This window comes from Pseudomonas sp. PDM14, assembly GCF_014851905.1.
In the GTDB taxonomy this organism is placed as follows: Bacteria; Pseudomonadota; Gammaproteobacteria; order Pseudomonadales; family Pseudomonadaceae; genus Aquipseudomonas.
The window spans coordinates 2221235-2234527 of sequence record NZ_JACVAQ010000001.1 but is presented as its reverse complement, the minus strand read 5'-3'; the positions used below and the strand labels follow the sequence as shown (position 1 = coordinate 2234527).

The window sequence follows — 13293 nt, the reverse complement described above, 5'->3', positions numbered from 1 at the left end:
TCAGCCGAAGAACCAGTAGCACACGCCGATCGACGCCAGCACCCCGGCCAGGTCGGCGAGCAGGGCACAACCCACGGCGTGCCGCGCACGTTGGATGCCGACCGCGCCGAAGTACACGGCGAGTACATAGAAGGTGGTTTCAGTGCTGCCCTGCATGGTCGCCGCGACCAGCGCCGGGAAGCTGTCGACGCCACTGGTCTGCATGGTTTCGATGAGCATCGCCCGCGCCGCGCTGCCGGAGAACGGCTTGACCAGCCCGGTAGGCAATGCCTCGACGAAGCGGGTGTCCCAGCCCAGGCCTTCGACGCACCAGCGGATGCCTTCCAGCAGCACGTCGAGGGCACCGGAGGCGCGCAATACACCGACCGCGCAGAGCATCGCCACCAGGTACGGCAGCAGGCTTTTCGCCACCTCGAAGCCTTCCTTGGCACCCTCGACGAAGCTCTCGTACACCGGCACCCGACGCAGCGCACCGAGCAGCAGGAAACTGAGGATCAGGCCGAACAGGGTCAGGTTGCCCAGCAGCGAGGACAGGCTCGACAACGCCGCGGCACTCAGCCCGGCCAGCGTCGCCATGAAGCCACCGAGCAGCAACGCGGCGCCGCCGAACCAGGCCAACAACACCGGATCGCCAAGCTTGAGGCGCTGCATGAACGCCACGGAGAGCAGTGCGGTGAGAGTGGAAATGGCGTTGGCCAGCAGAATCGGCAGGAACACCAGGGCCGGGTCGGTGGCGCCGGCCTGGGCGCGGTACATGAAGATCGACACCGGCAGCAGGACGAACGACGAGGCGTTCATCACCATGAACAGCACCTGCGCGTTGGTCGCGCTGGTCGGGTTGGGGTTAAGTTCCTGCAGGGCCTTCATCGCCTTGAGGCCAATGGGCGTGGCGGCATTGTCCAGGCCCAGGCCGTTGGCGGTGAAGCTCAGGGTGACCAGGCCGAGTGCCGGATGGCCGCGCGGCACATCGGGCATCAGGCGGGCGAACAACGGACCGAGCAGGCGCGCGAGGATGTCGATCAGCCCAGCCTTTTCAGCGATGCGCAAAAAGCCCAGCCACAGTGTGAGGGTGCCGAACAGCAGGACCATCACCTCCACCGACAGCTTGGCCATGGCGAATAGGCTTTCCACCATCGCCGCCCAGACACCCGGGTCACCGCCGATCCAGCGCACCAGCGCAGCGACTGCCGCAATCACGAAAAAGCTCAGCCACAGGCCGTTAAGCATGCTCTACCCCCGCAAACGATGGGCGGATGATAACGCCTGGGCACGCCTCGGTCGCCCCGTGATGTCGGCAGGCATCTAAGAGGGCGAGTCGCGGGCTATATAGATGAAGGGATAAAAAAGGCGCTGCAGGAATCTGCCGCCTGGCAATCGATATGGCTCTACCGCAGGGCTGGTGGTACCAACCCCGCGGTTCAGCCTCCTGACCCGGCCCGCTCACGGAGGTACTCCCTGTACCCCTAGGTCACACCGCCCATCCCTGGCGCAGTGCATCCCGGCCCCCTGGTCACTAGCCCGCTTGCCGACGGGTCGTCAGGCAACAGGGCAGGTTCTTGCCGATCAATTCCAGTTCGGATCGGCACTCAAGCGTTCTTGCAGAATCTTCTGCAGTTTGGCGTCCGGCTTGCCGAGCCAGCGCAGGCTGGCGTGGCGGCTGGGCGCCTGGTCGGCAGCCAGGCCTTGCGGCAGCTGCACGTACAGGGCGTACGCGGCATCCTTGTCCCAGCTGAAGGCTACATACAGACGCTGGTTGAAACAGTCGTGCGCTTCGCACAGTTCGCCCACCAGGTACCTGTCGCCTTCATTCTCCACCGCCGTCATTGGCGGTGCGGTGCCACTCAGGTTGATCACCCATTCGGGTAGTCGATCTTCCTGTTCGACGACCTTCTGCCAGGTTTGCTGGTACTGCACATCGCTGCTCAGCAGCTCGGTCAGGCGCAACTCGGCATCGCGGTCGCGGCCACCGCCACCGCGCTGCTGGCCAGCAGCAACCCGGCGGCGAAGGTCTTCAGGTGACGCATTGCAACTCCTCTGGTCTTGCGGTCTAGCCTCGTGGGCGACGACCCATGACGAACGACACAATGAACATCACCAGGAACACCACGAACAGGATCTTGGCGATGCCAGTAGCCGTGCCGGCGATACCACCGAAGCCAAGTACTGCAGCGACGATGGCGATGATCAGGAAGGTTATGGCCCAGCTCAACATGGCATTTCTCCTTAACTTTTTGTGGTCTTGCGGTACATCACTTTGGAACGGTGAAGCAGTGAAAAGGTGCAGTCCTTTTTTGCCGTTCAGGCACCAATGGACTCGAAATTGCTCTCGGTACGGACCTGGCGCGACTCGTCGATATCGCTGGTGTCGCGACTCTCGTTGAGGGCCAGACCGACCAGCCAGGCGCTGCCTACGGAAGCGCTCAGCACGGCCAGGAGGAGGGTGACGAACAGGCTGATGATCCACATGATGCGTTCTCCTCGGCGATAATTTGGGCTCAGAACACCCAACGCGGTTGGCGGGGTTGTTCGTTCCAGCCTTGCAGCTGGTTGTCGTCGTCGGTGGCGACGTTGCTGCTGGCGGTATGAACCTGGCTACGCTGCTGCACGGCGGGTTGCGCACGCAGCATCTGCTGTTGGGTCGCCAGTGCCACGGTGGCTTGCGGTGCGGCATGCGGTGTAGCGGTGCTGCTCAGCAGGAGCATCACGGCACCGGCCAGTACGGCGTTGCCCATCAGAACGCAATGCATCAAGTGGCTGTTCATCCTGAATCTCCTCCCAATCTGTTGTCGGGGTAACCGCCTTGGCCGTTACCGTCATGTAGCTTGCTTATCAGGGATATTGCAGACTGCATGCCACTCGGGATTCAAATAAATATCGTTTTAAATCAATAACTTAAAAACACTTCAAACGCTTGCCGGTTGCATCCTGCACGATTGCCTGGAAATTCATCGTGCGATTTGCACGAGCCAAGCCGGCAGGGCCTCCATGCCCCGCCACACAGCGGTCAGGCCGAATGCTTCATGGCGCGCATGCGGTCATGGCAGGCACGCACTTTCGGCATCTCCTGCAGCAGCACCTGACGCACGTCCGGCTCGGCGCTTTCCAGGGCATCCTCGAAGGCGTGCAGGATGCGATCCTCGGCTTCCTCGAGCTGCGCCACGTAGGTGGCTTCCTTGTCCTTGGCGATCATCGCGCGGGTGTCGGCATACACCTCACGCAACTTGCCAAGCACCGTGCCGCCGCTGGCCGGCTGCTCCTGATTGGCCGCCACGCTGGCAGCCAGGGCACGGATCACTTCGGTCTTGGCCCGCAGCATGTCGCGGAACAGCGCCTGCAGGCGCACGTCCTTGACCTCGTCATGGGCGTGCTCGTAGAAGCGTTCGCCGTCGCGGGTGATTTCGATCAGTTCATTGAGTTGAGCGGTCTTGTCCGACATGGTGGATCTCCTCTGACAGGGCCCCGGCGGATGCCGTGACCGGCGTGCAACCGGGCCACGGGCCCGGCGTAACGAATTTGCTGGCGGGCGGCCTCAGCTGTTGTCGACCACGCGCAGGGCGTCGGCCTGCACTTCACGCACGCCGCGGATGTTCTGCGCGGTTTCCACGGCGAGCAGCTTCTCGGTGCTGCTCGGGACGGTGCCGGTGAGGCTCACCGTGCCGCCGTCAGTGGCCACGGAGATATCCAGGCCATCGAGGCGGCGGTTGTAGAACAGGCTGGATTTCACCTTGCTGGTGATCCACGCGTCGCTGATCGCCGCGCTGGCGTCATTGGCCTCGGCCTGGGCGCGCTCCAGCGTGCCGCCGGCGCTGCTGATGCTCAGCAGGTTGTTCACCCGCTGCACGCCATTGGTGTTCTGCGCCAGTTGCCCGGCCAGCTCCTTGGCGGCTGCCGAGCCGGCCTGGCCACTCAGGGTGACCACGCCATGTTCGGTCTTCACCGCGATATCCAGGGCTTCGGTGCTGCTGTTCCACAGCAACTTGGATTTCACCGTGGCGGTCAGGCTGGCGTCATCAAAACGCTGGGCGAAATCGAGCTTCTTGCCGCTTTCCCGCGGCTTGAGCGCGGCGTCGAGCTGCAGCTGGTTGTCCACCTCGTCCACGCCCTCGATACTCAGAGCGACCTGCTCGGCGAGGTCCTTCTCGACCTGGGTCTCGACCTTGCCGGTGAGTCGCGCGGTGCCGTTCTCGACGTCGACGCCGATATCGAACGGATTGAGGTGACGATTGAGCGCCATCGCGGTCCAGATCGAACCCTCCTGCCGCGCTTCGCTCACTTCACGACTCACGGCACCTTCGGCAGCGTGTATGGTCAGCGGCGTGAGGCCGAATACGGCGGCGCTCGAAACGGCCAAGGCGAGAGTTTTCAGGGAAGGCATGGGCACGGGTCTCCAGTCGGTGATACTGGAGGGAATTTCGCAAGGCCCATGCCAGCCTTTCTCAATGAATAAGCACAATAAAATCAAAGGCTTGTATGGGATGTGCAAATGCCATCAACATGCAGCTTGCAAGATCGCCCCATACTAACCGTGCAACTTGCACGAAGATTTCAGGACTAAGCTCTGAATCTGGACAGGGAGGCTTCCATGGAAGCAGTAGAAACACAGCACGGGCGCATTCTTCTGGTCGACGACGAATCGGCGATCCTGCGCACCTTTCGCTATTGTCTGGAGGACGCCGGCTACCAGGTGTCCTGCGCCAATAGCGCGGCCCAGGCCGACGTGCTGTTGCAGCGGATGGTCTTCGACCTGTGCTTCCTCGACCTGCGCCTGGGCGATGACAATGGCCTCGACGTACTGGCGCAGATGCGCATCCAGGCGCCATGGATGCGCGTGGTGATCGTCACCGCGCATTCGGCGGTGGATACCGCGGTCGACGCGATCCAGGCCGGCGCCGCCGATTATCTGGTCAAACCCTGCAGCCCCGACCAGCTGCGCCTGGCCACCGCCAAGCAACTGGAGATCCGCCAGCTGGCGGCCCGCCTCGAAGCCCTCGAAGGCGAGGTCAAGCAGACCAAGGAAGGCTTCGACTCGCACTGCCCGGCGATGATGTCGGTGCTGGAAACCGCCCGCCAGGTCGCCGTGACCGACGCCAACATCCTCATCCTCGGCGAATCCGGTACCGGCAAGGGCGAACTGGCCCGCGCCATCCACGGCTGGAGCAAGCGCGCGAAGAAATCCTGCGTGACCATCAACTGCCCATCCCTGACCGCCGAGCTAATGGAAAGCGAGCTGTTCGGCCACAGCCGCGGCGCCTTCACCGGCGCCAGCGAAAGCACTCTGGGGCGGGTCAACCAGGCCGACGGCGGCACGCTTTTTCTCGACGAGATCGGCGATTTTCCCCTCACACTGCAACCCAAGTTGCTGCGCTTCATCCAGGACAAGGAATACGAGCGGGTTGGCGATCCGGTGACCCGTCGCGCCGATGTACGCATCCTCGCCGCAACCAACCTCAACCTCGATGAGATGGTCCGCGAAGGGCGTTTCCGCGAGGACCTGCTGTATCGCCTCAACGTCATCACCCTGCACCTGCCGCCCCTGCGCGAACGCCGTGAAGACGTGGTCGAACTGGCCGAGCGCTTCCTCGCCCGCTTCGTCATCGAATATGCACGCCCGGCTCGCGGCTTCAGCGACGAAGCCCGCAACGCACTGCTCGACTATCAATGGCCCGGCAACATCCGCGAGCTGCGCAACGTGGTCGAGCGCGCGAGCATCATCTGCGCCGAGGAACAGGTGCAAGTCAGCCACCTGGGGATGAGCAAAGCCACCACCAACAGTGCACCGCAGGTTGGCGCCGACCTCAGCCTGGAAGCCCTGGAGAAAGCCCATATCGCGGCCGTCCTGGCCAACAGCGAAACCCTGGAGCAGGCCTCCAAGGTGCTCGGCATCGACGCCTCGACGCTGTACCGCAAACGCAAGCAGTTCGGCCTATGAAACTGCGCAACCGCCTGCTGATCAGCAGCGGCGCGCTGATCACGGTGGCGCTGGCCGGTCTGGCCCTGAGCATGTTCAGCGTGATGCAGCTGACCAAGACCCAGAGCCAGACGATGACCCGCAACCTGCAGATCATCGAAGCAACCATCGGCCTGCGTCAGGAAGTGGGCCGTCAGGTCACGCTGGTGCTCTCGGAGACGCTCGACAGGCAGGCGCTGGACCACGCGGACGCCGAGTTCAACCGCCTGCTGCGCGCCGCTGGCGAAGTCGCTACCGAGTCGGCAGATCAGAAGGCGCTACTCGAGATCGGTCGCGCTTACCAGGTGTTCGCCGACATGCTCGAGCAGCCTTTTGCGGTGCGCAATGAGCTGCTGCAGAACGACAAGTTCGGCGGCAACCTGCAGAACCTGCGCAACCGTATCAACGAGGTGCAGACCCGTTATCTCAGTGCCGTGCAGCGCGCCCAGGACAGTGCCACCGAACGCGCCGTGCTGATCACCTGGCTGCTCGGCCTGATCGCCCTGGCTGTACTGCTGATCGGCTTCGTCACCGCCAACAGCATCGCCCAGCGTTTTGGGCGACCGATCGAGGCGCTGGCGCATGCCGCCGACCGCATCGGCCAGGGCGATTTCCATGTCACCCTGCCGATTTCACCGGTGGCGGAACTGTCCGCGCTGAGCCGTCGTTTCGGCCTGATGGCCGAAGCATTGCGCCAGCTCAAGAGCAGCAACGTCGAGGCCCTGCTGTCCGAACAGCGCCGCCTGCAGGCAGTGCTCGACAGCATCGACGACGGCCTGCTGATCCTCAACCGCGACGGCCTGCTGGAACACTTCAACCCGGTGGCCCAGCGCCAGCTCGCCTGGACCACCGACCAGCTCGGCATGAGCCTCGGTCAGGCCCTGCAGCGCCCGGAACTCAACGACCAGGTGCAGGCCGTGCTGCGGGGCGAAAGCGCCGACCGCAACATCGACGACCTGGAAGTCGAGGCGCAGGGCGAGACCCGCCTGCTGACCTACAGCATGACCCCGGTCAGCCACAGCGAAGGGCGCATCCTCGGCGCCGTGCTGGTGTTGCGTGACGTCACCGAGCAGCGCGCCTTCGACCGCGTGCGCAACGAGTTCGTCCTGCGCGCCTCGCATGAACTGCGCACCCCGGTCACCGGCATGCACATGGCCTTCGCCCTGCTCCAGGAACGCCTGAAATTCCCCGCCGAAGCCCGCGAAGCGGACCTGGTGCGCACCGTCGACGAGGAAATGCACCGCCTGGTGCGGCTGATCAACGACCTGCTGAATTTCTCCCGTTACCAGAGCGGCCTGCAGAAGCTGGAGTTGGGCTTCTGCGACATCGGCGAGTTGCTGCAGCAGGCCAAGGAACGCTTCACCAACCAGGCCGCGGAACGGCAGATCGAGCTGGTCGTCGAGGTGCATGAAGAGCTGCCGCAGGTGCGCGTGGACCGTCTGCAGATCGAGCGCGTCCTCGACAACCTGCTGGGCAACGCCCTGCGTCACAGCCACAGCGACAGCCAGATCCACCTGCAGGCACGCCGCCAGGACGGCCGGGTGATCTTCAGCGTCACCGATGAGGGCGAAGGCATCGCCTACAACCAGCAGGCGCGGATCTTCGAACCGTTCATTCAGGTAGGCCGCCGCAAGGGTGGTGCCGGCCTGGGCCTGGCCCTGTGCAAGGAAATCATCCTGCTCCACGGCGGGCGCATCGGCGTCAACTCCAAGCCCGGCGAGGGCACCCAGTTCTACATGACCCTGCCGCTGTAGATCCCCTGTGCGGGGCATGGCACAAACGCCTGCCCCAGCTACAGTCAAGAGCGCCCCTCCCCTCATAGGAATCGCATGGATGAGCGCACCCCGAATCGTTCCCCTCGCCCTGCTCGCCGGTGTGCTGCTGGCCGGTTGTGCCAGCCAGACCACCAAGCCCGAGCAGTATTCCGGCTTCCTCAGTGACTACTCGCAACTGCAACCGGCCACCTCGGCCAGTGGCGCGCCGGTACTGCGCTGGGTCGCCGCCGATTTCGACCCCAGCCGCTACCGCTCGGTGATGGTGGAAAAGCCGCAGTTCTACCCCAAGCCGCAACCCAGCGCGCAGGTCAGCGAAGCGACTCTGCAGCAGATCGCCGATTATCTGCAGCAGGCCCTGCAGCGTGAACTACAAGGGCGCATGGTGGTGGTCGACCAGCCGGATCAGGACACCCTGGTGCTGCGCAGCGCGATCAGCGCCGTAGACGTTTCGCCCGAGGGCCTGAAGGCCTACGAGGTGATCCCCATCGCCCTGCTCGCAGCGGCCGCCACCACGGCGTCCGGCGCGCGTGACATGGACAGTGAGATCTACGTGGAGCTGGAGGCGCTGGATGCCCGCACCAGCAAGGCGGTGGCCCGCGTGGTACGCAAGGGCCACGGTCTGGCGCTGGAAAACAGCAACACGCAGCTGACCCTGAACGACCTCAAGCCGGCACTCGATACCTGGGCGCTGGATGCACGCAACTTCAAGCCCTAGCCGCCGCCCTCCCGGGCGAGCGCCAAGGCCAGCCGGCAACGGCTGGCCTTTTTCTGCACCGCAGAAACCCCTCAGGCAGTCTGCAGCTCCACCAGCTTGCGGAACTGCCGCGCCGTCAGCGGCTTGGCGAACAGCCAGCCCTGGCCGCACTGGGCGCCCTGCGCGGCCAGGTACAGCGCCTGCGCCTCGTGCTCGATGCCCTCGGCGACCACCTTGAGCTGCAGTTCATTGGCCATGCGGATGATGTGCGGCGCTACCCCGCTGCTGGCCGCGTCATGGCCCAGCGCATCGACGAAGGACTTGTCGATCTTCAGCACGTCCGCCGGCAGGCTCTGCAGGTAGGCCAGGCTGGAGTAGCCGGTGCCGAAGTCGTCGATCAGCACACGATGACCACGGGCCCGTAGCTGCGCGAGGATCGGCTGCGCCGCCTGGATGTCGGTGAGCCCCGACTCGGTGACCTCGAAGGCGATCTGCGCCGCACCCACCTGGTACTGCAGCAACAGGCGCGTGGCCAGCTCGTCGATACGCGGCACCGCCACGTCGCAGGCCGCCAGGTTGACCGAGATGTACAGGCCCGGGTTGGCGCGCAGCAACGGCCCGAGCTGGGACAGCACCTGCTCCAGCACGTAGTCGGTGAGCTCGCGGATCTGTCCGCTGCTTTCTGCCATGGGGATGAACATGTCCGGGCCGAGCAACGTGCCGTCGGCGCGGCGCCAGCGCACCAGAGCCTCGGCACCGACGCAGCGGCGGCTGGCCAGATCGAAGATCGGCTGGAAGCGCACCCGCAGCGCTCGGCGGCGCAGGGCACCCGGTAGCGAGCCGCTGAGCGACTGGCGATAGCGCACCTGATGGAACGTCAGCAGGGCCACCAGCAAGGCCAGCAGCAACGCCACCGGCAGCCAGTTCATCAACGCCTCGTCGAGGCGCTGCTGCAGGCCGCTGCGGTCGGCGAACAGCACCACCTCGAAATCCGGCGTACGCGTCGGCATGCGGTAGGCCAGTTGCTGCGGCGCCACCAGCAGCGACTCGCCCTCCGGCCACGCCTGCGCCGGCGGCCAGCTGATCGCCGGGCCGAGGATCGGCAGCGCCTTGTGCAGTGGCCGCACCACCAGCAGCAGGCTGCCGCCGGGAGGCAACTCGACCATGTCGGCCAGGTGCCCGCGTGAGGTGGACAGGCGGAAATAGCCGCGGCCGATGACCAGCGCGGCCAGGTCGTCATTGGGCTGCGCACTGGTGTTCAGCCAGTAGCGCTGGCGCGGCCCGTCGATATCGGCCGGGCGCTCCGGGCCCAGCGAGCTGCGCCGCGGCGACGATGAGCAGCGCTGGTTGCCACCGATGAACGCGGCCTCGTAGACGAAACGATGGCTGAAAGTGATCTGCCGCAGCGTCTCCACCATGGCCAGGTCGCAGCCCCGCAGCGGCTGCTGTTCGAGACGGTCGAGGGCCTCGTCGAGCTGGCCGAAGATCTGCTCGATACGCTGCAGAAAGCGCTCGCCCTGCTCACGAAAACGCGCGCTCTCGGCACGTTGCGCCTGGCTGTTGGCGATCCACAGGGCCGCCAGACCGAACAGACCGGCAGCCAGCAGGAAGGCCAGCAGGGCCATCGGCCAGGGGTGGTAGAGGGAACGGCGCAGACGTGCCAGGGACGGCGACATGCAGCGAACTCCGCGGAGGGGTCACTGAGGTATAGCCCAGCCACGAGTCGCCGCACGCAAGCCGACGCGCGGTCGTGCAACGCCCGCCGGACTAGGTCTGCGGCGCGTTGAGCACCTGCAGGATGGCGGCGCTCTCGGCGTCGGGCTCGCCACCATACAGGCGCGGTCGGTACTTCATCTGGAACGCCGCCAGTACCTGGCGCGTGGCCTCGTCGAGTTGCCCGGTCTGTGGCGTCAGGTAGCCGAGTTGGGCCAGTTGCACCTGCCACCAGTGCGCCGTCGGCGGCTGCAGGGCGAAGCGTGCCTGCTCGCGTGCCACTGCCGCCGCGTCCGGCCAGCGGATCAGCCCGGCATCGGCGAGGCGCTTCCAGGGGAACAGCGGGCCTGGATCGACCTTGCGCTGCGGGGCGATGTCGCTGTGCCCGATGATGCTGTCGATGGGCAGCTGGTGGCGCTCGACCAGATCCTTGAGCAGCACGATCAGCGCGTCGATCTGCGCCGGGTCGTAGGGCTGCCAGTAGCGCCCGGCCGGGCCGTCGAAGTAGCCCTGGTTGACCAGTTCGATGCCGATGGTGCTGGCGTTCAACCAGGTACGGCCCTGCCACTGGCTGTCGCCGGCGTGCCAGGCCCGGCGGTTTTCGTCGACCAGGCGGTAGATGGTCGGCGTGCCATCGGCGATCAGGTAATGGCTGCTGACCTCGCCCTGGGTCAGCAGGGCCAGCGAGCGCGGCAGGTCGGTGGAGGTGTAGTGCAGGACGATGTACTGCACCCGGCTGCTCTGGCCGCGCGAGGTGAAGCTGTCGTTGATCGACGGCCCGCCCGTACAGGCGGAGAGGAGCAACGCGGCGAGGATCAGGCAGGCAAATCTCATCGGAACGGGCGACTTATCGGTAGTGGCGACGAGCCCGCAGTTTACCTGCCTGAGTGCGCCCGTCGATCACGGATCGATGTGAAACACGCTCTGCATGTTGTCGAGCAGCATGTCGACGCTGAGCATGATCAGCAGCATGCCGGTCAGGCGCTCCACCGCCATCAGCCCGCGCGGGCCGAGGAAACGCTGCAGCCAGGAGGCCTGCAGCAGAATCAGCGCGGTGGCCAGCCAGGCCAGGAACACCGCGAGGTACAGCTCCCACAACGGGCCGACGTGGGTGTTGCGCAACGTCATCAACACCGCCAGCGCCGATGGCCCGGCCACCGCCGGGGTGGCCAGTGGCACCAGCATCGGCTCGCCATCGGGCAGGTCGCCGAGCACGCCTTCGGGGCGGGGGAAAATCAGGCGCATGGCAATCACGAAGAGGATGATGCCGCCGGCGATTGCCGTGGCTTCGCGCGACAGGCCGAGGCCGCTGAGGATCTTGTCGCCGAAGGTGAGGAACAGCATCAGCAGGACCAGGGCGAACAGCAGTTCGCGCAGCGCCACGCGCAGCCGCCGCTCGGGAGCGACACCCTTGAGCGCGGCCAAATAGATGGCGATATTGCCGAAAGGGTCGGTGACCAGAAACACCAGCACGGCGATGCCGAAAAGATCCATGACGAACTCCTGAACAGTGCGCCACAGTCTAGCCAGATCGCCGCACGGGATCTTCCGCCAAAGCGTCCTGCAGCAGTGCAATCGGGACAATCCCGCGCCCGGCCACTGCGACCTGCATCACAGTTCTCCATCGCGCAGCAGACGCAGGGAACATCGCTGCTGATGAACGGCTCTATTGCTCGGCAAGGCCAGCGTATTGTTGCTCCATACCCCTTGAGGATTACCGTCATGCATCGCCTGCTGCTCTGGTTCAAACAGGACCTGCGCCTTGACGATCACCCGGCCGTGCACGCCGCCCTCGACGCCGACCGTGTCCTGCCGCTGTACGTGCTCGACCCCAGCGTGTTGCAACCGACCGCCCTCGGCGCCCGTCGCCTCGGTGTGCACCGCGCGCGCTTCCTGCTGGAAAGCCTCACCGCCCTCGATGGCCAGTTGCGCCAGCGCGGCTCGCGCCTGCTGGTGCTGGTCGGCAAGGCCGAGCAGCTGATTCCGCAGGTGGTCGAACAACTCGACCTGCGCGAGGTGCTGACCCTGGAAGAGATCGCTCCCGAGGAGCGCGCCCAGCTCAACGCCGTGCGCAAGAACCTCGGCCATGTGGCACTGCGCGAACTGCCCGGCAATCACCTGCTGCGCGCCGAAGAGCTGCCCTGCAGCCTCGAGGAGCTGCCACAGGTCTACGCCCAGTTCCGCGAGCTGGTCGAGCAGCGTCTGCCGGTATTCCAGCCGTTGCCGACTCCGGCCAACCTACCGCCGCTGCCGGAGAACGCCGAGGCCCTCTACCAGCCGCTGCCGACGCTTTCGCACCTGGGCCTGGGCGAGCCCTTGAGCGTACCGGCCAGCGCCTTCCCCTTCTCCGGTGGGGAGCCCGCGGCACAGGCGCGCCTGCGAGACTACCTGTGGCTGAGCCAGGGCGTGCGCGAGTACAAGGACACGCGCAACGGCCTGATCGGCAGCGAGTACTCGTCGAAGTTCTCTCCGTGGCTGGCCAACGGCAGCCTGTCGCCTCGGCGCGTGGTCGCCGAGCTGCGCCGCCACGAGTCGCAATACGGGCGCAACGACTCGACCCACTGGCTGTGGCTGGAAATGCTCTGGCGCGACTTCTTCCGCTGGACCCTGGTGCGCCACGGCAGCGCCCTATTCCAGGCTGGCGGACTGAAGGCCACCGAGCGCGCGCCACGTAACGTCGACCAGCGCTTCGAGCAGTGGTGCCAGGGGCGCACCGGCATGCCGCTGGTGGATGCCAACATGCGCGAACTGGCGGCAACCGGATTCATGTCCAACCGCGGCCGGCAGATTGTCGCCAGCTACCTGGTCAACGACCTGCAGCAGGACTGGCGCCACGGCGCCGCCTGGTTCGAAGAGCATCTGCTGGATTACGACCCGGCGAGCAACTGGGGCAACTGGGCATACCTGGCCGGTGTCGGCAGCGACCCACGTCATCAGCGCATGTTCAACGCCCTGCGCCAGGCCCGTCAGTACGATCCGGATGGCGCCTACGTCAGCCTCTGGCTACCGGAGCTGCGCAGCGTGCCGGCGCACCTGCGGCATACGCCGTTTCTGCTCTCGCACCTGCAACTCGATGCCATGGGTTACCCACGCCTGCAGGAGATTCCGGAGACTTGGAAGCCCTACCTGCCCAGCGCCGCCTGAGGCCGCGCCGGCGAGCGGGC

General features: G+C 65.5%; 13 protein-coding genes and 1 pseudogene. 4 read left to right on the top strand and 10 right to left on the bottom strand.

The annotated features are described in order from the left end of the window. The 7 genes and pseudogenes from IB229_RS10575 to IB229_RS10545 form a co-directional block, all read right to left on the bottom strand. Entirely contained in the window at positions 1 to 1227 is a 1227-nt protein-coding gene (locus IB229_RS10575; protein ID WP_192328120.1) for a nucleoside recognition domain-containing protein, read from the bottom strand. A 336-nt stretch (positions 1228 to 1563) separates the two neighbouring features. Continuing rightward, a pseudogene (locus tag IB229_RS10570) lies at positions 1564 to 2024 on the bottom strand (inhibitor of vertebrate lysozyme family protein). Between the two features lie 23 nt (positions 2025 to 2047). Then, positions 2048 to 2212 carry a DUF1328 domain-containing protein gene (locus IB229_RS10565; RefSeq protein ID WP_192328114.1) on the bottom strand — a complete coding sequence of 55 codons (165 nt, stop codon included), beginning with the start codon at positions 2210 to 2212 and terminating at the stop codon, positions 2048 to 2050. Positions 2213 to 2298: 86 nt separating this feature from the next. Further along, a complete protein-coding gene (locus IB229_RS10560) occupies positions 2299 to 2466 on the bottom strand; it encodes a hypothetical protein (RefSeq protein WP_192328111.1) in 168 nt (55 codons plus the stop codon). A 29-nt stretch (positions 2467 to 2495) separates the two neighbouring features. Beyond that, a complete protein-coding gene (locus tag IB229_RS10555; RefSeq protein ID WP_192328108.1) occupies positions 2496 to 2762 on the bottom strand; it encodes a hypothetical protein in 267 nt (88 codons plus the stop codon). Between the two features lie 242 nt (positions 2763 to 3004). Further along, positions 3005 to 3436, bottom strand: a complete 432-nt coding sequence (locus tag IB229_RS10550; protein ID WP_192328105.1) for a ferritin-like domain-containing protein — start codon at positions 3434 to 3436, stop codon at positions 3005 to 3007. Between the two features lie 93 nt (positions 3437 to 3529). Further along, on the bottom strand, positions 3530 to 4375 hold the full coding sequence (locus IB229_RS10545) for a BON domain-containing protein (protein WP_192328102.1): 846 nt from the start codon (positions 4373 to 4375) through the stop codon (positions 3530 to 3532). Between the two features lie 207 nt (positions 4376 to 4582). Between IB229_RS10545 and algB the strand changes: the two genes are divergently transcribed. The 3 genes from algB to IB229_RS10530 all read left to right on the top strand — a co-directional run bounded on the left by algB (position 4583) and on the right by IB229_RS10530 (position 8437). Continuing rightward, positions 4583 to 5929: a sigma-54-dependent response regulator transcription factor AlgB gene (algB, locus tag IB229_RS10540; RefSeq protein WP_192328099.1), complete on the top strand. Its 1347-nt coding sequence runs from the start codon at positions 4583 to 4585 to the stop codon at positions 5927 to 5929. After that, complete coding sequence (locus tag IB229_RS10535) at positions 5926 to 7701, top strand: ATP-binding protein (protein WP_192328096.1); 1776 nt, start codon at positions 5926 to 5928, stop codon at positions 7699 to 7701. Before algB ends, IB229_RS10535 begins: the two co-directional genes overlap by 4 nt. A 79-nt stretch (positions 7702 to 7780) precedes the next feature. Continuing rightward, positions 7781 to 8437: a DUF3313 domain-containing protein gene (locus IB229_RS10530; RefSeq protein ID WP_192328093.1), complete on the top strand. Its 657-nt coding sequence runs from the start codon at positions 7781 to 7783 to the stop codon at positions 8435 to 8437. 71 nt (positions 8438 to 8508) lie between these two features. Here IB229_RS10530 and IB229_RS10525 read toward each other — a convergent pair whose 3' ends face one another. From IB229_RS10525 to IB229_RS10515, 3 genes are all read right to left on the bottom strand, one after another. Beyond that, positions 8509 to 10092, bottom strand: a complete 1584-nt coding sequence (locus IB229_RS10525; protein ID WP_192328090.1) for an EAL domain-containing protein — start codon at positions 10090 to 10092, stop codon at positions 8509 to 8511. 91 nt (positions 10093 to 10183) lie between these two features. Further along, positions 10184 to 10963 carry an N-acetylmuramoyl-L-alanine amidase gene (locus IB229_RS10520; RefSeq protein WP_192328087.1) on the bottom strand — a complete coding sequence of 260 codons (780 nt, stop codon included), beginning with the start codon at positions 10961 to 10963 and terminating at the stop codon, positions 10184 to 10186. 66 nt (positions 10964 to 11029) lie between these two features. Further along, on the bottom strand, positions 11030 to 11623 hold the full coding sequence (locus IB229_RS10515) for a MarC family protein (protein ID WP_192328084.1): 594 nt from the start codon (positions 11621 to 11623) through the stop codon (positions 11030 to 11032). Positions 11624 to 11851: 228 nt separating this feature from the next. Between IB229_RS10515 and IB229_RS10510 the strand changes: the two genes are divergently transcribed. Next, positions 11852 to 13273 carry a DASH family cryptochrome gene (locus IB229_RS10510; protein ID WP_192328081.1) on the top strand — a complete coding sequence of 474 codons (1422 nt, stop codon included), beginning with the start codon at positions 11852 to 11854 and terminating at the stop codon, positions 13271 to 13273. The last annotated feature ends 20 nt before the right edge of the window (positions 13274 to 13293 follow it).